Here is a 24,418-nt window from a genome sequence, read left to right as displayed (position 1 = left end):
CGGACCGGATGCTGAAGGCGTAATGGCGCCCTCAGGGAGAGGGCGCGTTCGCGACTGGTTTACTCAGCCGGATTGATCTCAGCCAGCACCTCATCTAGCACGCTCACCAGCATCTCCACGTCTTCGGCTTCGATGGTGAGGGGGGGGCGGATTTTCAGGATGTTGTCCTTGGGGCCTTCGCTGCCAATCAGGATACGGTGATCGCGCATCCGGTTTTTGACGTAGGAACAGATCTCTGTCGCCTCGGAGCCGTCGGCATGGATCAGTTCCAACCCCAGAAACAGCCCCACCCCACGCACATCTCCGACGCAGGCATATTTGCGCTCGAGGGCTCTGAGCCCTGAGATCAGCTCCGCCCCACGGGCGCGGGCATTTTCCTGCAACCCTTCGTCATCCACGATGTCGAGCACTTCCTTGCCGATCCGACAGGACAGGGTGGAGCCCCCAAAGGTCGAGAAGAACTCGATCCCGTTGTCGAAACTCTCGGCAATCGCCTTGGTTGTGACCAGCACCCCGAGCGGATGGCCATTGCCGATGGGCTTGCCCATTACCACGATGTCGGGCAGGGCGCCTTGGTGCTCAAAGCCAAAGTAATACTCGCCCAGTCGTCCGAGGCCGGTCTGAACCTCATCTGCGATGCAAACACCACCCGCTGCGCGGATTTTTTCATATACTGCAGGCAAGTAGCCCTTGGGCGGGATAATCTGGCCCCCAACCGACGGGAATGTTTCCGCGATAAAGCCCGCAATGCCGTGCCCCTTCGAGTTCAGAGTTGCAATCGCCGGGTCGACAAGATCCGCAAATTTCTGAGCGCGGTCCGGATCGTCGCGACGAAAGCTGCCGCGATAGTCGTCCGCGACCTCGACCAGCTCCACCCAATCCGCCTGCCCGACGCCACCCGGCTTGTTGAATTTGTAAGCTGAAAGGTCGATCGCACCGGTTGTGTTGCCATGATAGCCGTGATCCGGCGTGACCATGCCCTTTGCACCCGTGTGTGCTCGCGCTAGGCGCAGCGCCAGCTCATTGGCTTCGGTGCCGGAGTTCACGAAGAAACAGACTTCGAAGTGATCGGGCAATTTTGACAGGACTTTGTCGGCAAAGGCAGTCTGCGCCGGGTGCAAGTAACGGGTGTTGGAATTCATACGGCGCAGCTGATCGGCCGCAACCGCTTGAATGCGAGGGTGCGCGTGGCCCACATGCGGCACATTGTTGTAGGCGTCTAGATAGGGTCGACCCCATTCGTCGAACAGATGGTGTTTCCACCCCCGCACAAGCATCACCGGGTCGGAATATGTAAGACTGAGATTGCCGCCAAAATGCGCGCGTCTTTTTTCAAGAACTGTGGATTTGTCCGTGGGACGATAGCAGGTCTTGTCATCAGGCAGATTCAGAAGCGCGGCTGGATTGGGGCAGAGCGCACGCCACAGATACATGTCATCTGGCGATCCCACGCCAGGCCAATCGGTCTCGATGCCGTCGCAGCTCAGCGCCAGTTGGAAATGCACATGTGGTGCCCAGCCCCCGTTCTCCTCAGCTGTTCCAAGTCGACAGAACGCCTCCCCCTTTGTGATGGGGTCGCCGGGCTGCAGTCGGGTGACAACCTCGGGGTCGAGATGCCCATAAAGGGTGTAGAACGGGTCTCCCTCCGGGGTCTTGTGACGCAGGATGATCACGCCCCCGTAATCGAGATGGCTGTCACGGTTCTCGACGACCCAGACTTCTCCCTCGAGGGGGGCATGGAGCGTGGTGCCAGCAGGCGCAAACCCGTCGACAGCCAGATGCACCGTGCGGCGGTCGCTGGCTTTCCATGGACCATTGCGGAATGCAGGCGCGGTGTAGATCAGACGCGGCTCGTGGTAATAGCCAAGCCAGATCTGATCTTCGGTGTTAAATTCCTCTCCCACGCGCGCAGCCTCGGCCAGTGGCATGTCAAAAGGGTTTTGCGGCCAGAGGCTCTTTTCAACCGAGAGCGATCCCATCGGTACATCGGTAAGGTCCTGCCCCATGAGCGGAGCGAAACTGCCTCGCGCCTCATCAAGCCAGGCCATGACCCGATCTGCGCCTTCAACCACGGGAAGGCCACAGGCCGCGCGCAGCCGCGCCGCCATCAGATCGCCGTTCAGGTCGTGCCCTTCAAGAAACCGCCATGCGGGGGCCTGCGAGATCGTCACATAGGGATCATGCGGGTTCTCTGTTGCCATCAGGGTGGAGTTCACCACGCTAACGGCGAGGCGCATTCTGAGGAGCGGCCAGAGAAGATCGAGCTCAGGCGCGCTCAGCGGGTTTTCGGCGTGATAGCCCGACACCAGGGCTGTCAGCGCCGCTTCGGGCTTGGGGTGGTCGAGCACCACATACGCCGCTGCAATCGCAAGATCACAGATGCGCGGCGCGCGACACATGTCGCCAAAATCAATGAGTCCCGAGATCTTGGGCTCAATACCGGTCCCCGCGCCGCCGTTCACGAGGATATTGTAGTCGTTGGCATCATTGTGGATCGCCTGCTGCGGCAGCTTTGCAAGTGCTGGCTTGAGCGCCGTAAACTGATCACCAATGTCCGCGATCAAAGCTCTGCGCGCGCCATCTTCAAGGCAATCGAGCGCGCCATTCACCCAATCGGCCTGCATCAGATCCCATTTGAAATCCCGCGCAAGATGAGGATGGTCAAAGTCTTGGAGCGAAACCGTTGTGCGAGCCAAAATCTGCCCAACCTGCGCAATCAAGGCGTCGGTTTTGGGGGCGGCCTCTGCATAACATTTGCCAGCAAGGCGCTCGATCACCCAAACCAGACGCGCGTTGCCATGCGCATCTTCGAGGCGCAGCATTTTCTGGCCAGAGCGCGCAGGGATGACACGGGGGCAGGGAAGATCGGCATCTGCTGCTGAGATATGATCCAGGGTGCGGATTTGCATATCCACGAGCCAGTCTTCACAATCAGGGCGCATGGCTTTGACAACATATCCCGTGCCCTCCGGGGTTTCGGCGAGGAAGTTGAGGTCATATTCGCCATCAAGCTGCCTCAGCTCCGCTTGAATGCCCCAGTGCTGCTCCATAGCGGATGCCCAATGATCCATGTGATCCTCCCAAAACCCTTTTTGAAATGGGGCGAAAGCCATCGCCGCTTCTCTTGTTCTATATCCAGTATCCAAAAGCAAGTAAGCGTCGCCACAAGTGTAGCTTTTACAACTCGGTATCGCGCAGATTGCGCGGCGTGTCCTGTCCCTGGCGTCGCCGACTTTCGCCAGGCCCGAGTGGGTGATTTCGCCATATCTGGAGAGGAACCCGGCGTGAGGCGACATGCATACGTGCAGGAGTTCGGGTATTGCGGTGATCGACAGCGGCGCGGGAGTAAAAAATTTTCCGCGAGGTTCATTTTGCTCTTGCAGCCCCTTCGCTCCTCCCGTAAATCGCAGTCCAAGCAGCGTGCAAAGCACTGCAAACTGCTCGATGGGGCCTTAGCTCAGCTGGGAGAGCGCCTGCATGGCATGCAGGAGGTCAGCGGTTCGATCCCGCTAGGCTCCACCATCTCATCTACAAATGTCAAACCGATCAGATGTGGAGATCATGTATCCGTCACCTCCTTAGGGCCTCGGTACTTGGTTTAGGAGTCGCGCTCTGCTCCCGGAGTTCGGCGATACGGTTGTTTGACACAACCCAGTCAACAAAGGTCGGCGTTGGGGTTCCCTACCGAACCCTCCACGCGGGCGGGCACTGGACCCCGCCCACAGATTGCGTCCCCGTTGAGTTCGAAGGCTTAGATGAGGGCGCGCACGCGCTCCAGTAGGGCGGCGTTCACCCTCACGCCCTCGGTGGCGGCCCGGAGACGGGCGGATTGGCGACCATCTCCTGGCAGACGTGCGCCATCTTGATCACGAAATGCCGAAATCAAATCCGCGAGCTTTTCCTGAAAGAGCCCCCCGGATGTAGCGTCCGGGTCTATGGCGATAAAGAACTGGCCGGTTTTGGGCGGACCGCCCGCTGTGCCGGAAAACGGGCTCGCCACCGCGCCCAGGGTTGCGCCGGTCATGGCCGCTGCCAGAAGCTCGACGGTCAGGGCAATGCCCACGCCTTTGTATCCGCCGGACGGCACCATTGACCCTTTGAGGCCTGCATCGGGATCGATGGTGGGCTGGCCATCGGCGTCCAGCACCCAGCCTTGTGGGACCGGCTTGCCTTCACGGGCGTGTTTCATCACTTCGCTCTTTGCAATCGTGCTGGCGGATTGATCAATGAGCAGAGCCGCAGTGCCATCTGAACCCGGCGCCGAGATTGAAAATGGATTGGTGCCCACCACAGGCTTTGCGCCACCCGAGGGCGCAATCGAGGCAGGGGCATTGGTAAAGCCAAACCCCATCAGCCCAGCCTGCGCCAGCCTTTGCGTGTGAACCCCCAGAACACCACAGTTGTAGGAGTTGTTCACGGCCAGCACCGCGACACCCATTTCCTTGGCCAGAGGGATCAACTGCTCAAAGCCGAGGTCGATCGCACGATGTGCAAATCCGGTGGCTGCGTCCACGGTGATCACTGCGGGTCGAGGGTGTGCGACCTTGGGGTTGGCCTGTCCGTCGACTTTGCCGCATTCAACATGCTGGGCATAGATCGGGATATAGGCCAGCCCGTGCGAGGCGACCCCATCGGCTTCGGTCATCGCGGTTGCAACTGCCAGAGGGCGGGCGTTTGCGGGTGAGGTGCCCGCTGCAACCAGTGCATCAAAGGCAAGGCTTTCGATTTCCGAGAGCGTGAGTGTTTCGGTGGCGGTCATCTCTGTTCTTTCTTGTCTGTCACTCATATGTCGGGGAAGGGCGCGCCTGTCGCTGTGGTCTCAGCTGTTGTCGTTGGTCCCTGCACCTGCCCCGCGCAGGCGGCTTTCTTCGGTGGCGGGCGCAAAGGTGCGGTGGGCAAATTCGCCGAGCGTCTCCCAACTCTGTTCCGAGACATCAGCCCGCATCACCGGCTCGCGCTTTCCGGTCATGTCCGCCGGGGCCGAGAACACCAGCAGGCCTGCATGCCCGGCACGCAGAGCGTCCGGTTCGCCCTGAACGCACAGCTGTTTGCCATCGGTGGCAAGCCGCGCGCCCTCCCATTCTGCCGCAACAGGCACACCGAGGCGCAATGCGGCGCCGCCCATGAACGGGACGGCCAGCAGCGGGAGGCTGACGTCCTGCATGGTGATTGTGCCGCGATCCAACAGGCGAACGGCACAGTCCGAGAGGGACGCACCCGCGATCAAGGGGCTCATCCGGCGTGCTGGCGCGTGCCAGAGGGCGGCGCTCAGTGATACCGGAGATACATCAATTGGCGGGATCTGGTCGTTCAGCTCTAAGAGTTCGGCCAACATCTCAGTGCCGGGAAAGCCAAAAGAGGAGAGCCAGCGCGTTCCTTTTGCTGCTTCTTCCGCCAATCCCCAAGACAGACCCGCGCCACGCCCGGCACGTTTGGCCATCGCCTCGATTTCATTCAATGAGTGGCTCATGCTGCGCCCTCCTCAAGCACCGGATCCGTCTCTGGGAAGACCCAAAAATCTGCGTTCTCCGGCGTCAATTCAGTGGGGAGCGGCGCACCGCCATACATGCAGATCCGCACCCAGCGATCCGAGCGTGGGTCGAACTGTGTGGCGCCGAAAAAGGCGAGCTTGCAACGCAGCATGTCAATCGGAAGCACCTGAGCCGAAATCGTATTGTCGCGAATTTCGGCATAGGGCGCACGCCCGACAATCTGCGCCCGGCGCAATACATGGCGGTGTTCGGGGTGGCGTAACAGGAAGTCGGCGACCTGAGCTTCGTCTGGCCAATGCGCCAGAGCGTTGAACAATTGCGCTGCGTCACGACCGGGGGCAAGGGGCTGCTCAAATGCTTCGATCGGCTCTTCAAAGCGTTCGCCGAGGCGCGGTTCAAGCTTTTCCTCCGACACATACCAAGCACGGGCCCGGTTTTCCGGTGCTTGCCAGTCAGTCTCGATGGCCCAGGCGTAGATGTCGGTTAGAAGGGCGCGTAGATCCTTCACGCTCATCGCGCCAGCGATGCGGAAGGTGGCGGTATTGTCGGCTGACATCTCATCCGCAAATTTGTCGACGCGTGCTCCATAAGGTTCAAGGATCAGAGAAGCGATCCACTCTTGCCCTTCGAGTGAAAGGGTCCCCTCGGCCCAGCGATAGAGCGCGTCCCAAGGGAAACGAGCAGATAGATCCGTCTCGGACAGGTACTCCTCCAGTTTCAGGAGGTCTGCACGCAGGGCGTTGATCTTTGTGATCTGGATCGGATGCTCAGACTGCCAGGTGTCGATTGTGACTCTGCCGCGTGCGATGAGCGACCGGAACAAGGCGATCGCGCTGGCGCTGGCGGTTTCGATCTGGCGGACGGTCTGAATGGCGGCCTCGCGCGCGGCAATCCAGTTATTGAACAAGACCGGATGATTGAGCAGGAATGGCGCCATGCCAAGACCGGTTGAGTTCCCGATCCCCGTGCTGCGGGCAATTGCGGGGCAGAGCTGGGCAGCGTCCTGCCCCATGGCGGCGGCCCGTTGGTTGGCCATATGCTGTACCAGATCGAGCACGAACCAACGGGTGAGATAGACTGACAGCATTTCGACCTGAAATGGCGCACTGAATTCGGGACGGTCGGCGATCATCTCGCGATCTGCGGCCCCCAGCTTGCCCGACCCGTAAACCGCTGTGGTTCGCATGAGGTAGCCCACTGCGTTGATGCGATTGGGATCCGGCTGGCGTCCTTGCGCAAGGCTGGACACTACATGCTCCCAGAGACGTACCGAACGGTTGGCCCGCGAGACCGAGAGTTCGGAGCCGGTCACACGACCAGCCTCCTGCAGCGGTATGTTCTGCGAGAGGCGTTTGATGTCCTCCGCGCTGGGCACGCCGTCAAAGAGGGTAAAGGTGGTATCCCACGCATCCGCAATCACCCGGTCCGAGCGTTTTTCTGGCGGGAGATCATGGGCAAAGGCGATCAGAGAATAGGCGCGTTCTGGTCCATAGGCGGTGTAGACGGCATGCCCTTCGCCGGCGCTGTTTACATCAAAGGCCGTCCTCTCAAACTGCCATCCTTCGCGGGCCAGTCGTCGCGTCAGGACACGCATGAAAGACAGGCGTGATTGGTGAATGGACCCCAAACGGGCGAGGCGCATCACCAAGTTGGGGTCACGGCGTGGTATCGTGGTCATACTCTTGGCCTTTACACTCGAAAAGGTAGCGTATTTCGGGCCGCAAAGCGAGTTGCGCGAACAGGGCCCAAAACACGCAAAGTTGGCTGGGCGCTCGAGAGCGCCCAGTGTCTTATTGCTCGCGGCCTTTGGCAATTGTGATGCGCAATGCGTCCCAGAGCGATGGAAGCAGAATCAGCGAGACTGGCACGGCGGTCACGACTATGAAACTCTGCAGCTTGGACACGCCCCCGGAGCCGACCGAGATCAGGATGATAGCCATGATACCCATCGCAACGCCCCAGAAAATGCGCACCATTGTGGGCGGATTTTCCCCGTCGCTCATCGTGGCTGAGATCACGTAGCTCATGCTGTCGCCGGTTGTGGCCACAAAGATCGTTGTCAGGATCAGGAACAGAAGCGAGATCAAAAAGCCCATCGGCAGGTTGGAGGTGATCGCCAATAGTGCTGCGGGCAGGTTGAACCCTTCGAACGCGGTGGAAATGGTCCCCGGCGCGGCCAGCTCCATCGAGATGCCGGTGCCACCGATGATGGTAAACCAGAAGTTGGTGACGATCGGGGCGATGATCGATAGCATGATGATGATCGAACGGATCGAGCGGCCCCGCGAGACACGGGCAATGAACATCGCCATCAGCGGGCCATAGCCCATGAACCATCCCCAAAAGAACACGGTCCACCAGCCCAGCCAGCCCGGTTCGCCAAAGACGCCTGCGTCACCGCGGAACAGGGCCATTTGGAAAAAGTTGCCAAGATATGTGCCAAAGCCAGAGAAGAAGGAGCCAAAGATGAATCCCGTCGGTCCAGCTACCAGCACGAAAATCAAGAGCGCCGCCGCCAGGATCACATTGATCTTGGACAGAAGCTGAATCCCGCGCGACAAACCAGTCATCGCCGAGATCGTATAGATCGCGACAAGCCCACCGATCACCATGAACTGCGTGGCAAAGACGTCCGGGAGACCAAAGAGGTCAGACAGGCCATAGCTGACCTGAAGGCCCAGAAAACCGATTGGCCCCACGGTTCCAGCAACAACGGCAATGATCGAGGACGCATCTGCGATCAGACCGATTGGCCCGTTGATCGCCTTGTCACCAAACAGCGGGTAGAGCAGCGTGCGCGGAGCAAGCGGCAGGCCCTTTTCGTAGTGATAATGCATCAACATCACGGTCGAGAGCGAACCAAGAATGGCCCAAGCAAGAAAGCCCCAATGCATGAAGCTCTGCGCAATTGCGGGATTGACGGCCGCCTCGGTCCCACCTTCAGCTCCATAGAGCGGTGGTGAATAAAGGAAATGTGCGATTGGCTCCCCCGCAGCCCAGAATACACCCCCGCCGGCAAGCAGGGTACACATGATCATGGAGCCCCACTGAAACAGGGTGAATTCCGGCGCGGCCAGATTGCCCATGATTGCCTTGCCACCTGGTAGAACGCAGAGCACGAGGCCGATCAGGAAGGTCGCCAGAAGGAGAACCTGCCAGTAGAGGCCGAAATAGGTGGCCGAGACGTTGAAGCCCCAATCCACAGCCGCCGACAACCCCTCAAGGTCGATCAATGCGGCGATACAAAAGAGCGCGATAAAGCCCCCCGAAATCAGGAAAAGCGGCGTGTTGAGCCGGCTCTTCTTGAGATGTGTTTCCAAAGATGTGTCTGACATCTTGTCCTCCCTTTATTGTGCGGCCCCGCCTGAGCGCCCATGGCCAAATTTCACCTGTCCCGGCCCCGTTAGCCTCCCGCCTTGGGCCCAAAGCTTTCTGCAAAAAAGCGGTACCAGTTGCCGCCCATGATGGCGGCGACTTCACCGGTCGTCATGCCAACGGACCGAAGCCCCTGCTCGATGTTCTCAAAGTCTCTGTTGTCCTCGAACCAGCTGGGCATCCGTGGGAAACCGGGCGCGGACTTGGACCCTTCGCCGTAGTCGATTTCTTTCGTCCAACGCCCGACGCGCATCCATTCCACGACACTGTCGGGCTGGTCCTGGCAAAGGTCAGTGCCGATTCCGAGATGCTCCACCCCATAGGTGTCAGCAGTGCGCGCGATCATTTCGCAGAAACTCTCCAGCGTGCAGTCGGATTTGTCCCTCAGGTGGTGCGGATAGACCGAAAAACCGAACATGCCGCCGTTTTCGGTAACCGCGCGGATCACCGCGTCTTTCTTGTTGCGCAGGGCAGGAGACCATGCGTGCGGATTGGCATGGGTGATCGCGATGGGGCGTGTGGAATATTCCGCCGCCTCAATGGTGGAGCGATCCGACGAATGGCTCATGTCGATCACGAGGCCGACGCGGTTCATTTCCTTTACAACCTGTTTGCCCATCCGGGTCAGGCCCATGTCTTCGGCCTCGTAACAGCCCGTCGCCAGTAGCGACTGGTTGTTATAGGTCAGCTGCATGAAGCGGGCGCCGAGACTATGAAGGATCTCGACCAGGCCGATGTCATCCTCGATCGGCGAGGGATTCTGGAACCCAAAAAACACGGCCGTTCTGCCCGTCTCGCGTGCGATGTCGATGTCCTGCGCCCACTGGCCCTTCATGATCAGGTCCGGGTATTGCTCAAACCATCGATTCCATTTTTCAAAGTTCAGAACCGTTTCACGAAAGTTCTCGTGATAGGCGATGGTGACGTGGATCGCGTCCACGCCCCCTTCGCGAAGCTGGCGAAAGATCTTCTCCGACCAGTTTGCGTATTGCAGACCATCGATGCGCATCAGACGGGGCCTGCGCTGATGTAGGCCGTCTTGACCGTTGTGTAGAATTCTGCCGCGGCCTTGCCTTGCTCGCGTGGGCCGTAAGAGCTGTCGCCGCGCCCACCAAAGGGAACGTGGTAATCGGTGCCCGCGGTCGGCAGATTCACGGTGACAACGCCAGTCTGTGCGTTGCGACGGAAATGCGTGGCGCGGGCGAGCGATTTGGTCACAATGCCTGAGGTCAGGCCAAAGTTGGTGTCGTTCACCGTTGCCAGCGCTTCATCATAGCTGTCGACCTTGATTACAGAGGTCAGCGGCGCAAACATCTCCTCGCGGTTGATGCGCATATCGTTGCTGGTGTTCAGAAATACGCCTGGCGACATGTAAAAACCGTCGTGCGGCATCTCCAATCGCGTTCCTCCACAGGCCAGTTCTGCCCCTTCTGAACGGCCCAGATCCACATAGGCGAGGTTTTCCTCGAGCTGCTGTGCGCTCACCACTGGTCCCATCTGTGTGCCGTCATGCAACGCGTGGCCCACCTTCATCGCTTGTGCGCCGGCGACCAGCTTTTCAACAAAGGCATCATGCACTGCAGCGTGGACGACAAGCCGAGAGGACGCGGTGCATTTCTGACCCGTGCCGCCAAAAGCGCCACCCAGAGCAAGGCTCACCGCGAGGTTCAGATCCGCGTCGTCCATCACGGCCAACGCATTCTTCGAGCCCATCTCCATCTGTACTTTAGTCAGATTCTGGATTGCCGCTGCGGCAATGCCTTTGCCGACTGGCACTGAACCAGTAAAGGAAATCGCATTGACTTTCGGGCTCTCGACCAGGCGCTGACCTACGGTGCGACCCGCACCCATCACAAGGCTGAACAGCCCTTTGGGGATGTCTTGGCGGTTGATGATTTCTGCCAGCGCAACCGCCGAGGCAGGCGTCACATTGGCAGGTTTCCACACGACTGCGTTGCCGTAGCACAGAGCGGGCGCAATTTTCCACGAGGCGGTGGCGGTCGGAAAATTCCAAGGGCTGATGATGGCGACCGTGCCCACGGCCTCGCGGCGCACGTCGATTTCGATGTCAGGACGCACCGAGTCAGCGTTCTCGCCAATCTGGCGCAGGCATTCGGCGGCGTAATAGGTGAAGAACTGACCGGCACGGTAGACTTCGCCCTTGCCCTCAGCGAAAGGTTTGCCCTCTTCGCGCGACAACAGCGTGCCAAGCTCCTCAGAACGGGCGATCAACTCATTGCCGATGGCCATCAAGACCGCCTGCTTGCGTTCGAGACCATAGGCAGCCCACTCGCGTTGTGCGACCTTTGCTTGATCTAGGGTGGCCTCAAGCTGGTCGCTGCTGGCCTGAGCGAAGATCCCGACCAGATCCGAAAGGTCCGAAGGGTTGCGATTTTCGATTTCGCCTTCGCCGGTCAGCCATTCGCCAGCGATCAGGTTCTTTTGAATATCGGTCATGATGTGTCGCCTCACACAGAAGTCAGTTTTCTCGGGTATGGACTCTTTGCGATGCTTCAATCAAACTCAAACAACTGAACCTAATTACAGCAAAACTGAAGTAGTCATGTGATGGCGCTCAAAATCGAAATGCTCCGTGGTTTTGCCACCGTTGCCCGAAGTGGAAACCTGAGTGATGCGGCTCAGGTGTTGGGACGTACGCCCTCAGCTGTCTCCATGATGCTGAAGCAGTTGGAGACGCATTTGGGTGAGCCGCTGTTTGAAACCGACCGCAAAAGCAAGTTGACCGCACTGGGTGCGTTTGTGCTGGAGCAGGCCGAGCGCGAGTTGCAGCAGTTTGACAATATGGTCCGAGCGATCGAGGGCTTCGCCAAGGCCACGCATGGCCATGTGCGCATAGCCACTGTGCCCTCTGTGGCCGGTACGATCATCCCCCAGGTTTTTTCACGCCATATCAACGACTACGTGAATGTCGACATTGAGCTGCGCGATATGGATTCTCATTCCATTCTCCATGAGCTGTCCCGTGATCGGATCGACATCGGTATCGCGACTCTGGGACAGCAAGGCGCCGGACTAAGCAGCCAGCATCTTCTGTCTGACACCTTTGGGGTGATCTGCGCACCTTCGCATGAACTGGCGGACAGCACCGGTCCCGTCACATGGGAGGCACTAGCCGATGAACGGCTCATTGCGAATTCTCTTTCGGCTGGGATAAGTGCCGCGGCTTCGGTCGCGTTACACGATCGGGCGATGCTTTCGGCCCACAACCTCACTTCGATCCTTGGGATGGTGCAGGCCAACATCGGGATCACGATTCTGCCTGAAATGGCGGTTCGAGCCTCAAATTCGGCAGGGCTCGTGTTCCGTCCACTCACGGAGCCGCATGCAAAACGGGAAATTCACATGTTGCGGCGAGCGGATTCGAATCAATCTCCTGCGGCGCGCTTGCTAGAGCGGCACATTCTGCAAATCGCGAAAGAGATTTCGCGGGACACGGTGATGAGGCACTCCTGATGATCGACGCAAAGACCACCCCGCCGCCTCTGACCTTGGGTATCCTGGTCTTTCCGGGTTTTCCAATGGCATGCCTGACGTCTTGTATCGAACCCCTTCGCGCCGCCAATGAGATTTCAGGACGGGAGGCCTTTCAGTGGAAGGTGGTTGCTGAAGACGCCGGGCCGGTCGTTTCGTCAGCTGGCGTGAGTTTCGCACCCGACTGTACGCTCTCGGACACCACAGAGCTTGATTTGCTGTTGTTCACGGCGAGCCCGAGTGCCCGATTTGCCGAACCTTCACGCGCGAACGCTGCCCTGCAACGCTTGCAGCGCCGCAAGGCCCGCCTCGGAGCGATCAGCGGCGGGGTATTCGCGCTGGCGCGAACGGGACTTACGCGCGAAAACCCGTTGTCGGTCCACTGGTGCTATGAGGCCGCGTTTCACGCAGAGTTTCCCGAGATACCTGCGCAAAGCACGGTTATTTGTGAACAGGGCGACTACACTACCATTTCAGGGGCCTCAGCGGCTTTTGATCATATGCTCACCTTGATTGAGACGCACCTGGGTGGGGACATCATGGCCGAGGTGGCCTGCTGGTTTCAGCATCCCTACATCCGCAGTGCTGCCGCTGCACAAAAAACGCCGGTCCATGACACGGCAAAAAGCCAGAACCTGCTGCCGAAACAGGTTGCGCGCGCGATTGAGCATTTTGCCGAGCACATCGAGAGCCCGATCCAGATCAGCAAGGTTGCCGAGGCCGTTGGTGTCTCGACCCGCTCTTTGGAGCGCAGCTTCAAGCAGGCAACAGGCCAGGGCCCGCTCAAGTATTACCGCAAGATGCGGATGAAACAGGCGCGTCAACTGGTGCTCTATTCCAACACACCGGTGACTGAGATCGCCTTTATGGTTGGATATGCCACGCCAGGTGCATTCTTGCGCCATTATCGAGAGAGTTTCGGGATGACACCAATCGCGGATCGGCGGGCGAAGAACTCAATGCGGGTCAAGGGCAGCGACGCGCTGCCCTCGTGAGAGTGTAAGGATCAGGCGATCGATCGGGCTGCGGCAATCAGAGCGTGATGTAGTGACGCCGCAGAGGAACGCGGGGCGATCACGGCCATATGATCCTGATCGAGTCGCCAAAGGAATGCCCCCAGACGTTCGACCGTGCCGCGGATCACATCGCCCTTGGTCATACGCCGCACTGGCGCGCTTGAGAGACGTTCAAAGAGATCGTAAAGCGCTGCACCCGAGACATCAAAGCGGCACCACCCATCGGTCTGTTCCACGACCGAAGCCGTCTGCCCGACCATCTGCTTGATCTCGTATGCAAGTGCCTCGTGCTGGTCGTGGTTGGCTACGATCATCCACTGCGCAGGACCGGTCCAGAAAGCGCTGAATGCGCCTTGGGTTCTGGTCTTGCCCACATCGGGCAAGGGAAGTGGGAGCTTCTGTTGCAGCGCCTCCATCTGTCCCTCGCGCGCAGCAATGGAGGCCAGTGCCTGGTGCACGATTTCAGTGATTGTCAGCGTTCCGATCGTATCCACACGCGGTGTCACCGCACCCATGGGTGTGAGAGGCTTCAATCTATGCACGGAGCTTTTCTCCTTCTGGGTCGACAAAATGGGGGCTGACGATTTCAACAAGGATTTCTTGACCTTCGAGCGGGTTCACGAGCCGGAGCTGTTCCCCCATTCGCTCAAACCCCGATTTCACAAAGCCCAGCCCAATCGCACTCTTGAGAGTAGGAGAATAGGCGGCAGATGTGACATAGCCCTGATCCTGCGTTGCATCGACTGGACCGGACCTGCGCATGAGATGGCCGCCTGCGGGCAGGGAATGAGATGGGTCGACCGGGCGCACCCCCACAAGGTTCAGTGCGTCCTTGGCGTTCATGCCTTCGCGACGGGACAACACATTGCCGATGAAGTCCTTCTTGGTGGACACCATACGGTCCAGACCGAGATTCAACGCGGTGGTGGTGCCGTTCAGTTCATTGCCAGCTGCATGGCCTTTCTCGATCCGCATCACGCCGAGCGCTTCTGTGCCGTAGGGCGTGACATCAAACTCTGCGCCTGCAGTCATCATTTCGCGCATCAGCGCATCTCCGTAGCGGGTTGGAACCGCGATTTCATAGGCAAGCTCTCCCGAGAACGAGATCCGAAACAGCCGCGCCCGCAGACCACCGCAGACCGTGATCTCGCGACAGCCCATAAACGGAAAGGCGGCGTTGGAGATGTCGAACTCCGGGTCGACAATTTTTTGCAGCAGCTTGCGAGAGTTTGGACCAGCCACCGCATATTGTGCCCATGCCTCGGTGGTGGAGATCAGCTGCACGTCGAGATCAGGCCACAGGCATTGGCGCGCGAATTCCATGTTTCGATAGACAAGAACGGCATTGGCGGTCGTCGTCGTGACAACGAAGTGATCCTCGGCCAGTCGGGCGGCGGTGCCATCATCATAGGCCACTCCATCCTCGCGCAACATCAGGCCATAGCGGACCTTGCCCACCGGCAGCTTGGCAAATCCATTTGCGTAGATCTTGTTGAGGAACTCCGCTGCATCCGTACCCTGTACGTCAATCTTACCCAGCGTTGTCACGTCGCAGATGCCGACGGAATTACGGGTGGCGAGTACCTCGCGATCCACGGACTGACGCCAATGGGTTTCACCCGCTTTTGGGAACCATTGCGCGCGCAGCCAGTTGCCGACCTCGACAAATACGGCGCCCTGTTCCTCGGCCCATTTGTGGCTGGGAGTCAGACGGGTTGGGTGGAAATCCTTGCCGACGGCCCGACCCGCAAGAGCCCCCATCGAGACGGGCGTATAGGGCGGCCGAAAGATGGTTGTGCCGGTTTCCGGGATCGGCTTGCCGGTCAGCTCTGCCATCACAGCCAAGGCTCCGACATTTGAAGTTTTGCCCTGATCGGTCGCCATGCCCAGCGTGGTGTAGCGCTTCAAATGCTCGACGGATGTGAAGTTCTCCTGATGCGCCAGCTTCACATCCTTGACGGTCACGTCGTTCTGAAAGTCGAGCCAGGCGCGTTTTGCATCTGCGACATGCCAGAAGGGGGTCAGAGAAATGGGCGCGTCCTCTGCCTTGGGTGTCTCAACGCCGGGCGCAGTAAAGCCCAGATCAGAGAGCGCCTCGCGCGCGGTCTCTGCGCCAGTCCGGAGTGCGGCGTGTGTCGACATCTCGCCCATTGCAGCGCCAACAACAGATTGGCCTGCGGGCAAATCTGAACCCGGAACAAAGGCGTGAATGTCTTCGCGCCACACCGGGCGCCCGCGCTGATGACAGGTGAGGCCCAGATTTGGATTCCAGCCACCCGACATGGCGAGGGCGCCACAGGTAATATCGCGCGTCCGACCATCCAAGAGTCGCACCGTAACCGATGTCAGGCCCAGTCGCCCTTTGGTGCCGATGATCTGCGCGCCGGCCAAAAGCTCGGTGCCCTCGATCCCTGGGGCATCGGAGCGGGTATCCACAACGGCATGCACCTCGATCCCCTTGGCGATCAGGTCCTTAGCTGTTTGATGCGCGTCATCATTGTTGGCGAAAACCACGACAGAGCGCGCAGGCGTCACAGCCCAGCGGTTCGCATAGGCGCGGGTGGCCCCGGCCAGCATCACGCCCGGACGGTCGTTGTTTTCAAACGCGATGGGGCGTTCGATTGCGCCGATGGCAACCACCGCGCGTCTGGAGTAAATCCGCCAGAGCGTCTGACGCGGCTTATTCTCTTCAGGGGCAACCAAGTGATCCGCATTCCGCTCCACTGCGCCATAGACACCGTGATCATAGGCGCCAAACACGGTGGTGCGTGGCATGACGCGGACATTCGGGAGTGCAATCAATTCGGCCTGAGTTGCTGCCACCCATTCCGCATTCGATTGATTACAAAGAGACTGGGCATCGGACAGCAGGCGCCCGCCAAGTTGAAAATCCTCATCGGCGAGGATCACCTGCGCCCCGCCGCGTCCTGCGGTCAGGGCGGCGGACAGGCCGGCTGGCCCTGCGCCGATCACCAGCAGGTCGCAATGCAGGTAACCCTTGTCATAGGCATCTGGATCGCCTTCGCCTGAAAGGCTCCCCAACCCGGCAGCCTTGCGGATTACCGGCTCGTAAAGTTTCTCCCAGAATGCGCGTGGCCACATGAAAGTCTTGTAATAGAAACCAGCACTCAGGAATGCCGAGAAGCGATCATTGATCGCCATGACGTCATGCTTGAGCGAGGGCCAGCGGTTCTGTGAATTGGCGCTGAGGCCCTCATAGATTTCTGCCACAGTGGCGCGGGTATTGGGTTCCTGGCGCCCCCCGGAGCGCAACTCGACCAGCGCATTGGGTTCTTCTGATCCGGCGGCCAGTACGCCTCGCGGGCGGTGATATTTGAACGACCGTCCCATGAGGCGCACCCCATTGGCGAGCAGTGCCGAGGCCAGCGTGTCGCCCGCGTATCCCTGATAGTTCTTACCATCAAAGGTGAAGTTCAACTCGGTAGATCGGTCGATCAGCCCACCGGATATACGGTTCACCTGTGTCATTGGCTGACCTCTGCTGAACGGCTTGCGCGGGCCACGTCGCGGGCCAGCTCGACCTTCGTGATTTCATGTGTGGTTGTGTCCCGGGTCACCACGAGCCAGGAGCGGTCACCCTGCTCGTGGAACCAGAGTTCGCGATGCAGCCCTGCCGGGTTCTCGCGCAGATGCAGATAGTCATGAAATGCGCGCATGGCGTTCTCCGACAGCCAGTAGGGACGGTTGATCAGACCCGCGTCGCCCAGATAGGTAAACTCCTGCGCGTCTCGTGGCCCCAGAAGCGGATGGTTGATGATCATCGGGTCAGTTCCTTGCGTGGCAGGTGCATTAGTGAAGGTTGGGCTGGGCGCCTTGGCCCTTTTCGTCGATCATGTGCCCCGTCATGAACCGGTCGAGCCGATAGGCTTTGGCGGTTTCATGTGGGCGGTCGGTCTTCAGGAGATGCGCAAAACAAAAGCCTGCGGCGGGTGTTGCCTTGAAGCCGCCATAGCACCAGCCACCGTTGAAATAGAGGCCTTCGATATGGGTCTTGTCGATGAAGGGGGAGCCGTCCATGGACATATCCATGATGCCGCCCCAACTGCGCAGCAGCCGTGCGCGCCCCAGACCGGGGATCAGTGACATGCCGCTTTCGACGACATCTTCGACCACCGGAAGGTTGCCGCGTTGTGCATATGAATTGTAGCCGTCTATATCGCCGCCAAACACCAGCCCGCCCTTGTCGGATTGGCTGCAATAGAAATGTCCCGCGCCATAAGTGATGACCCCCCGAATGAAGGGTTTGAGTCCCTCGGACACAAAGGCCTGCAGCACGTGGCTTTCGATTGGCAAGCGCATTCCGGCCATCGCCATCACGCGGCTCGAGCTGCCCGCGACGGATACGCCGACTTTTGCAGCGCGAATCAGTCCGCGTGATGTTTCAACGCCTGTTACGCGGCCGTTTTCCACCCTGAAGCCGGTGACTTCGCAGTTCTGGATGATGTCCACGCCCAGCTGATCTGCGCCGCGGGCGTAGCCCCAGGCAACAGCGTCATGCCGCACGGTCCCACCGCGCCGGTGCAGGAGGCCACCCTTGATCGGGAAGCGGGCATTTTCGAAATTCAGGAACGGATAGAGCGCGCGGACGCCATCAGTGTCGAGGAGTTCCGCATCCGATCCGTTCAGGATCATCGCATTCCCGCGCCGCCGCGCGGCATCGCGCTGGGCATCGGTGTGCACAAGGTTGAGAATGCCACGCTGGCTTACCATGGCATTATAGTTCAGGTCCTGCTCCAACCCTTCCCAAAGCTTCAGCGAGAACTCGTAGAACGGCTCGTTGCCGTCCAGAAGGTAGTTGGAGCGAATGATCGTCGTGTTGCGCCCGACGTTGCCACCGCCAATCCAGCCCTTTTCCAGAACCGCAATCCGGCGGCCCTGAAACTCTTTGGCCAGATAGTAAGCGGTGGCCAATCCGTGTCCCCCGCCCCCGATGATGACGTAATCATAGGACGCTTGTGGGTCAGGGTCGCGCCATTGAGGCCCCCAGCCCCTGTGTCCGGTCAGGCTTTCCTTGATCAGTCTCAAAGCAGAGTAACGCATGCGGGCTCCTGTGTGCATGCTCGCATTAACAGGAGATCTGGTCTCAAATACCCGTTCGGTTTTGGACAAGATTGATTTCAGATTCGACATCTGGCGCGCTCAGCAGCGTTATGGCCGCTCAGCGTAGCGGGCGCCACGAGGCAGGCGAGGGCCGATCAAGCGCGCACCGAGCTCTCGAAAGCTCCGTCTTGGTACAGGCGATTCACGCCTGAGCAGGCCATGGCAGATCAGCGATCACGTCCTTCTGTTCCACGCGCGATTTGGAACATGTCAATTGTATCAGAACGCCGTCTCTTGGCGGGATTGCTGACACAACACTTACAAATCTCTGCGCTGGTGAACGTCTGCCGATACACAAAAACAGCAGAATGCCGGTCATGTCCGGTGGCACATCTTGTCGAAGAGTCGCTGTCTCCGCCGGGTCCGTATTTGGGTGAAAGGACGAACCAGATGACGATTAAACTGTTGAAACCATTTTCGAATGTATTGGGGTGGAATGCCAAGAAGGGCCTCGTGGAGCCGAGCGACTCCAGCGACCCCTCGCGCGGGGACGCCGAAACGCAGCGCGATCCGGTTGAAGAGACCGATCCTATTTCGCGTGGTGACACCCAGCCCGATACCGAGACAAATGATGGGCGCGACACAGGCGGGTCTGACACGCCGGATCGCGGGGACGATCGGGACCCAGATCGTGGCGGCAATGATGGGCCTCCGTCGATGTCGGTCAGCGCCAATATTTTTACGCGCTTTGATACCAACCTGGCTGAGCCCGGCTTTCTAACGCCCGGCCTGGCCAATGGTTTGAACATAACGCCCGGCAACATCTGGATCGATTGGAATGGCGAGAACGCATTCGAAGGCACGCATGGGGTCGACAAGGCCTGGGGCCTTTGGGGTGACGATGACATCTACCTCTACGATGGCAACGATGTCGCCTATGGAGGTGCGGGGAATGACCTGCTTCATGGTGGCCGCGGCAATGATGCGCTCTATGGCGGGATTGGCAATGACTTCATCATCGGCGATGTCGGTAGTGACACCATCGACGGTGGCAGTGGAAATGACAGGCTTCAAGGTGGCCGTGGCAATGACATGATCAACGGCGGCGACGGCAATGACCGGATCCTCGGAGAAGAAGGTCGCGACGTCGTGCGTGCCGGAGACGGTGACGATTTCATCGAGGGCGGTGACGACAATGACCTTATGTGGGGCGATGAGGGCCGCGACACCATGTTGGGCGGCGATGGGGATGACCAAGTTTTTGGCGGCATAGGCAATGACCTGCTGCAAGGTGGGCTTGGCAACGATCATATGGAAGGCGGTGGTGGAGCCGATGTGCTGGTTGGCGATCAGGGGAACGACCTCATCAACGGCGGCAGCGGCAACGACATGATGACTGGCGACCTTGGCAATGACGAGCTGAATGGCGGGACCGGCAATGACACTATGGAGGGTGGCGCCGGCAACGACATCATGCGCGGTGGCGAAGGCAGCGATTTCATCTACGGTGACGGTGGCAACGACTACATTCAGGGCGGTGGTGGCAATGACCATATTTATGGTGGGACCAACTCTGCCGGTGACATCGGCGACTATCTGTTCGGCGGCGAGGGGTATGATCTGTTCTACTTCGACTTCGGGGACAGTGGTGCCAACGGTGGTCCTCGCGATGTAATTCAGGACTTTTCGGCTGGTGGCGGGGATCTCATGGTCTTTCAAGGGTTTGGCGCGACGACCTGGCGTGGAGGCGATGGTTTCTCGGGTGGAGTTGGAGCCGAAGCCTACTTCGAGCAGACGGTGAGCGACGAGTTCGGTGCGGTCACGCATGTTTACCTGCGAGACGACATCGGACATGAGGCAGATCTTTCACTGACCTTGCTGGGTTACATTGATCTCACCGAGAGCGACGTCTTTGTGATCGCCTAAACGATCACTCGAAAGATGGGGCGGTTCTTTGGGCCGCCCCTGGCATCAAAAAAAACGGCGTGCAGGGTCCTTCTGCGCGCCGCCGCTTTTCGAGCTGACCGTGTCAGTCAAAGATATAGCCGATCCCGCGGACGGTTCGGATGGTTTCGGGCTTCGTGGGGTTTTGCTCGATCTTGCGCCTCAGGCGTGAGATCCGCAGATCGATCGAGCGGTCAAAATGTTCCCACCCGCGGTCATGCGCCTGTTCAAGCAATTGATCCCTATTCAGCACACGTCCCCGGTTCTGAGCAAAAACGCGAAGTAGGCTGAACTCCATGGATGTTATAGCGATCTCTTCGCCGCTCTCTCCAAAAAGCTTGGCGCCGTCGAGGTCTAGACGACACATGCCAAAGGGAACGGTGCCCGTCATTCGATCCCTTTGCGCGCTTTCCTCCCCGGCAAAACCCTGGCGCCGCAACGCCGCCTTGATGCGCGCCTCAAGCTCGCGCAGGTCAACCGGCTTTGCCAGATAATCATCCGCGCCCATTTCCAACCCGACGATCCGATCAACCACCTCTCCTGCGGCGGAGAGCATGATCACCGGGATCGTCGAGTTGACCCTCAACGTACGCAGCGCCGTCAGCCCATCCGTTCCGGGCATATTGATGTCCAGAACCACCACATCGGGGGTGTCGTCGTTGAAGACAGCAAGCATGGCATCGGCGTTTTCCGCTTCCATCACCTCGTAACCTCTTTCGCAGAGGTACTCCGACAACATCTCTCGCAGGTGATGTTCATCGTCACAGACCAGAATTCTCTTTGCTTCGGCTGCGTGCGTCATCCGTTCACTCCTTTGCACGTCAGGCGCTCAAGGAGCGCGGAGAGGTCATCGCGCAGGATTGGCTTTTCGATGTGGGGTCGTCCGACTTTGGATAGAAAACGAAAGATGTCCTCGCTGAGTGCATCGCCGGTCACGAATCCGACCCTGTCCGCATACTGTGGATGTCGGTTGAGAAGGGCATCGTAGAACTCCGCACCATTCATGCCGGGCATCTTGAAATCACTCACGATCATATCAAACCCGTCCTGCTCCAACACCCCGAGTGCGGCACGGGCGTCGGTCGCGAGCGTAGGCACACATCGCAGGTCTTCGAGCATTTCGCAGATCAGCTCTCCGACGGTTTCTTCGTCATCGACAACCAGTACGCGTCTGAGCGCTTATGGGGTTGTGTCGTCTTCGGGATCATTTTTCAGCGGTCTGCCTGTGTCATGAACACCAAGGCGCACAAAGAAGCGCGTGCCTTCCCCCTCGGTCGTCTCAAGATCCAGCTGGCCGCCATGGGCATCGACGATCCGGTGGCTGAAGGCGAGGCCGATCCCGGTGCCTTTTCCGACATCCTTGGTTGTGAAGAAGGGCTCGAATATCCGCGCCCTGATCGCGGCGGGTATGCCGGGGCCATTGTCACGAATTTCCACGACCGATTGGTTCTGCGCCGGGTCAAAGGACGACCGGATCGTCAGGCGGCCGGCCTGTCCAAGGGGCGCCAGCGCTTGTTCAGCGTTGATGATGAGGTTGGAGAACACCTGCACAAGCTGGTCGGCGTCCCCCGAAACCAAGGGCAGGTCGTCATCAAGTTCAGAAAGGATCTCGGTCCCGCTGCTGCGCATTCCGTATCCAGCAACATCGAGTGCGGCGAGTACGATGTCGTTGAGCGAGCACGGTTCGATCTTGGTTGGGCGTTGCCGCGCCATGGCAAGGAACGCGCGCACGATCCGCGCACTGCGGTCCGCCGCTTCGGCGATCCGGTCCACGCGTTTGGAGAGCACCTTGTCCTGAAGGCGGCCCTCTAGCATTTGTGCATATCCCACAATAATGGACAGTGGATTGTTCAGCTCATGGGCAACCCCAGCGAGCAGCTCCCCCAGCGCTGATAGCTTTTCGGCTTGATGCGCGGCATCACGCTGTTGCTGCAGCTCTTCCTGCATCGCAAGCAGATCAGAGATGTCCCGCGTAGAGGAGACGATCACTTGCTCGCCCTTGTATTCGGTGACCCGCGCAGCCGTGATGCCCTGCATGATCGAGCCATCGGCGCGGCGAAACTGGACGCGGTAATCATCAAGCGCGCCAGTGGGCAACAAAGCATCAAGATATGTCTGGCGGTCTTCTGCGTTCAGGAAAAAGCTGAGGGTCGAGGTGATGTTGCCAAAGCGTTCGCGCGACGGCGGAGGGCAATAGATGATCTTGCCATCGTCGACCCGCGAGACAAGAAAGTTGGCAGGGCATGCATCGACGATCTTGCGCAGCAATAGGTCCGCTTCGCGCTGCTCCGCTTCGGCGCGTCTTTGTTCGGTGACATCCACGAAGGTGAGCAAAAAGCCCTGCTGCTCGGTCCTATGTGCTGAAACAAGAAGAGTTTTCCCGTCGCGCAGAAACAGAGTTTCGTTCTGCCCCAGTGATTGAGTGAACTGGTCGAGTTGCTGGGCGTAGGCCTCGGGCGTGGTGCCTGCGGGTGTGCAGATCGCACCGGCGCATACCAGGCGCTGCCAGAGCATCGAGACCCGCTCGCCGGGGGCGGGCTCGGAAGTATCGCCGAAGAACAGATCCCGCCAGCGCCGGTTGCCGAGCAAGAACCCCGCATCGCTGTCAAAGACGACAAGCCCCTCCTCCAAGGACTGGATCGTATCGGTCAGGGTCTCGAGACTCCGTCGTTCTGCTTCTTTCAATGCCGTGGTTTCCGTGACTACGACCACGCGACCGTCGCCCTCGGTTATCGCGCGCTCCACGAGGAAATGGCGCCCGTTTCTAAAACAGACCTCCATCGGCTGCAGGGTGTCTCTCTGCTTTTTAATCGCGGCGCTAAAGATTTCGACTCCGCGCGTGCCAACATCCTGTCCCGCGATGGATTGGATCATAGGCGCAAGGGACAAGAAACGCTCGGTATCGCTGAGTTTCATCAAGTCTTCTGCGGAATGTCCGAAAGGTTCGGCAAAGGCGTTGTTGCAGTGGGACAGCGTCCCCGATGCTTCCTCAATGGCGACGCCAACCGGCAGCCGCCCAACCGCATCCGTGTATAGCCGTTCGGCCCGCAACTGATCGGTCACATCTTCCAACGTCAGCAGCTTACCTCCGAGGTCAGTCTCGTAGATGTTGCCGACGATCTCGCGTCCGGTAGAACTGGTGAGTGAAAATCCCTTCGCCGCACTTCCAATCAGGTCTTGCAGCTCTGACAGGATCTCAGCCGCAGTGCTACCTTCGGGCAGTTGGAAAACGCCGGTCTCGATGGCCTGTGAATAGGCCTCGACGATGTGCCTACCAGGTTCAAGGAGGGCGCCATCGGGATCTGCGACTTCGCGATACTTCTGGTTGGCAAAGACAAGCCTGTCGTTTTCGTCGGTGAGTGCGATCCCAAAATCAACCGCGTCGATCGCCTTGTTCAGAAGCGTGCGTGCGCGCGCCTCTGCCGTGCGCTGCTCGGTCACGTCTTTGACCTTGGCGACAAGGTGGCCATCTTCCAGACAGGTCAGGTTGATCTCGCGCTGGGTGCCGTCTTTGACCGAAATCTCGATCGTGGCGCTATCTAGTGTGCCGAGCGCGGCCAAGAATGCTGGCATGCCCTGCTCTGCGCCGCGCAGGATCCTGATATGGCCACTTGCGACTGCCTGGCTGATGATTTCCTGCATGGCGCGGCCTGGTTCCAGAAGATGTGCATGCGGGCCGAGCATCGCGGCGTAGCTCTTGTTGGCAAACACCAGCTTGCGGTCGCGATCAAAGAGCACAAAGCCTTCATCGAGGATGTCGAGGGCGTTGCATAAAACGGGGCCCGGTCTCTCCCGGGTGACACTCACGTCTGGGGTTTCCTTGCTCGTCCTGTGGGCGTGCATGGCAGTATCCTCGGCATAAGGCGTTTTTGTCGGACTTCTCCTACTCTTAACGACTTTGGTTTTCAGATCATCCCCATGTTCTGTATCAATTGTGTCAGGCACCGCTGGCGGAGCGCACGAAATCAAGACCACCTGATGCCGCGACCGCTGCGCCCGCATGTCAAAATGTGACGCGCCATTGACTGCGCCGCTGCG

At 59.3% G+C, this 24,418-nt stretch carries 17 protein-coding genes and 1 tRNA gene; 4 read left to right on the top strand and 14 right to left on the bottom strand.

Annotation, left to right across the window (positions count from 1 at the left end):
- Window positions 1-59: 59 nt before the first annotated feature.
- Entirely contained in the window at window positions 60-3,071 is a 3,012-nt protein-coding gene (locus tag TM1040_RS02355; protein WP_011537002.1) for an aminotransferase class III-fold pyridoxal phosphate-dependent enzyme, read from the bottom strand.
- A gap of 375 nt (window positions 3,072-3,446) precedes the next feature.
- Here TM1040_RS02355 and TM1040_RS02350 point away from each other — a divergent pair.
- Window positions 3,447-3,522, top strand: a tRNA-Ala gene (locus TM1040_RS02350).
- Window positions 3,523-3,751: 229 nt separating this feature from the next.
- Here TM1040_RS02350 and TM1040_RS02345 read toward each other — a convergent pair.
- From TM1040_RS02345 to TM1040_RS02320, 6 genes are all read right to left on the bottom strand, one after another.
- Complete coding sequence (locus TM1040_RS02345; protein ID WP_044026458.1) at window positions 3,752-4,759, bottom strand: Ldh family oxidoreductase; 1,008 nt, start codon at window positions 4,757-4,759, stop codon at window positions 3,752-3,754.
- A 60-nt stretch (window positions 4,760-4,819) separates the two neighbouring features.
- Window positions 4,820-5,470 carry a DUF3726 domain-containing protein gene (locus TM1040_RS02340; protein ID WP_011537000.1) on the bottom strand — a complete coding sequence of 217 codons (651 nt, stop codon included), beginning with the start codon at window positions 5,468-5,470 and terminating at the stop codon, window positions 4,820-4,822.
- Complete coding sequence (locus tag TM1040_RS02335) at window positions 5,467-7,170, bottom strand: hypothetical protein (RefSeq protein WP_011536999.1); 1,704 nt, start codon at window positions 7,168-7,170, stop codon at window positions 5,467-5,469. The genes TM1040_RS02340 and TM1040_RS02335 overlap by 4 nt, the downstream gene beginning before the upstream one ends.
- A gap of 112 nt (window positions 7,171-7,282) precedes the next feature.
- Entirely contained in the window at window positions 7,283-8,827 is a 1,545-nt protein-coding gene (locus TM1040_RS02330; protein ID WP_011536998.1) for a BCCT family transporter, read from the bottom strand.
- Between the two features lie 68 nt (window positions 8,828-8,895).
- The gene (locus TM1040_RS02325; protein ID WP_011536997.1) at window positions 8,896-9,876 is read right to left on the bottom strand and encodes a membrane dipeptidase; all 981 of its coding nucleotides are present in this window, start codon (window positions 9,874-9,876) and stop codon (window positions 8,896-8,898) included.
- Window positions 9,876-11,324 (bottom strand): aldehyde dehydrogenase family protein, encoded by a 1,449-nt coding sequence (locus tag TM1040_RS02320; RefSeq protein WP_011536996.1) that lies wholly within the window; start codon window positions 11,322-11,324, stop codon window positions 9,876-9,878. The genes TM1040_RS02325 and TM1040_RS02320 overlap by 1 nt, the downstream gene beginning before the upstream one ends.
- A 111-nt stretch (window positions 11,325-11,435) precedes the next feature.
- Between TM1040_RS02320 and TM1040_RS02315 the strand changes: the two genes are divergently transcribed.
- A complete protein-coding gene (locus tag TM1040_RS02315; RefSeq protein WP_011536995.1) occupies window positions 11,436-12,341 on the top strand; it encodes a LysR family transcriptional regulator in 906 nt (301 codons plus the stop codon).
- A complete protein-coding gene (locus TM1040_RS02310) occupies window positions 12,341-13,354 on the top strand; it encodes a GlxA family transcriptional regulator (RefSeq protein WP_011536994.1) in 1,014 nt (337 codons plus the stop codon). Before TM1040_RS02315 ends, TM1040_RS02310 begins: the two co-directional genes overlap by 1 nt.
- An 11-nt stretch (window positions 13,355-13,365) precedes the next feature.
- Here the strand turns inward: TM1040_RS02310 and TM1040_RS02305 are convergent, their stop codons facing one another.
- From TM1040_RS02305 to TM1040_RS02290, 4 genes are read right to left on the bottom strand one after another with little or no spacing between them, the layout of a single operon-like run.
- A complete protein-coding gene (locus TM1040_RS02305) occupies window positions 13,366-13,917 on the bottom strand; it encodes a sarcosine oxidase subunit gamma (protein ID WP_011536993.1) in 552 nt (183 codons plus the stop codon).
- Window positions 13,910-16,864 carry a sarcosine oxidase subunit alpha family protein gene (locus TM1040_RS02300; RefSeq protein WP_011536992.1) on the bottom strand — a complete coding sequence of 985 codons (2,955 nt, stop codon included), beginning with the start codon at window positions 16,862-16,864 and terminating at the stop codon, window positions 13,910-13,912. The genes TM1040_RS02305 and TM1040_RS02300 overlap by 8 nt, the downstream gene beginning before the upstream one ends.
- Entirely contained in the window at window positions 16,861-17,157 is a 297-nt protein-coding gene (locus TM1040_RS02295; RefSeq protein WP_011536991.1) for a sarcosine oxidase subunit delta, read from the bottom strand. The genes TM1040_RS02300 and TM1040_RS02295 overlap by 4 nt, the downstream gene beginning before the upstream one ends.
- Window positions 17,158-17,185: 28 nt before the next feature.
- Window positions 17,186-18,436: a sarcosine oxidase subunit beta family protein gene (locus TM1040_RS02290; protein ID WP_011536990.1), complete on the bottom strand. Its 1,251-nt coding sequence runs from the start codon at window positions 18,434-18,436 to the stop codon at window positions 17,186-17,188.
- 450 nt (window positions 18,437-18,886) lie between these two features.
- On the opposite strand from TM1040_RS02290, the gene TM1040_RS19675 reads away from it, so the two are divergent.
- Window positions 18,887-20,362: a calcium-binding protein gene (locus TM1040_RS19675; protein ID WP_011536989.1), complete on the top strand. Its 1,476-nt coding sequence runs from the start codon at window positions 18,887-18,889 to the stop codon at window positions 20,360-20,362.
- A 103-nt stretch (window positions 20,363-20,465) separates the two neighbouring features.
- On the opposite strand, the gene TM1040_RS02280 is transcribed toward TM1040_RS19675, so the two are convergent.
- The 3 genes from TM1040_RS02280 to TM1040_RS19665 are packed head-to-tail and all read right to left on the bottom strand — an operon-like array spanning window position 20,466 to window position 24,187.
- Window positions 20,466-21,182, bottom strand: a complete 717-nt coding sequence (locus tag TM1040_RS02280) for a response regulator (RefSeq protein ID WP_011536988.1) — start codon at window positions 21,180-21,182, stop codon at window positions 20,466-20,468.
- Window positions 21,179-21,544: a response regulator gene (locus tag TM1040_RS19670; protein WP_084789005.1), complete on the bottom strand. Its 366-nt coding sequence runs from the start codon at window positions 21,542-21,544 to the stop codon at window positions 21,179-21,181. The genes TM1040_RS02280 and TM1040_RS19670 overlap by 4 nt, the downstream gene beginning before the upstream one ends.
- Window positions 21,545-21,559: 15 nt before the next feature.
- The gene (locus tag TM1040_RS19665; RefSeq protein WP_049763185.1) at window positions 21,560-24,187 is read right to left on the bottom strand and encodes a PAS-domain containing protein; all 2,628 of its coding nucleotides are present in this window, start codon (window positions 24,185-24,187) and stop codon (window positions 21,560-21,562) included.
- Between the last annotated feature and the right edge of the window lie 231 nt (window positions 24,188-24,418).

It is taken from the genome of Ruegeria sp. TM1040, from assembly GCF_000014065.1.
Taxonomy (GTDB): Bacteria; Pseudomonadota; Alphaproteobacteria; order Rhodobacterales; family Rhodobacteraceae; genus Epibacterium.
This window is presented reverse-complemented; position numbering and strand designations above follow the sequence as displayed.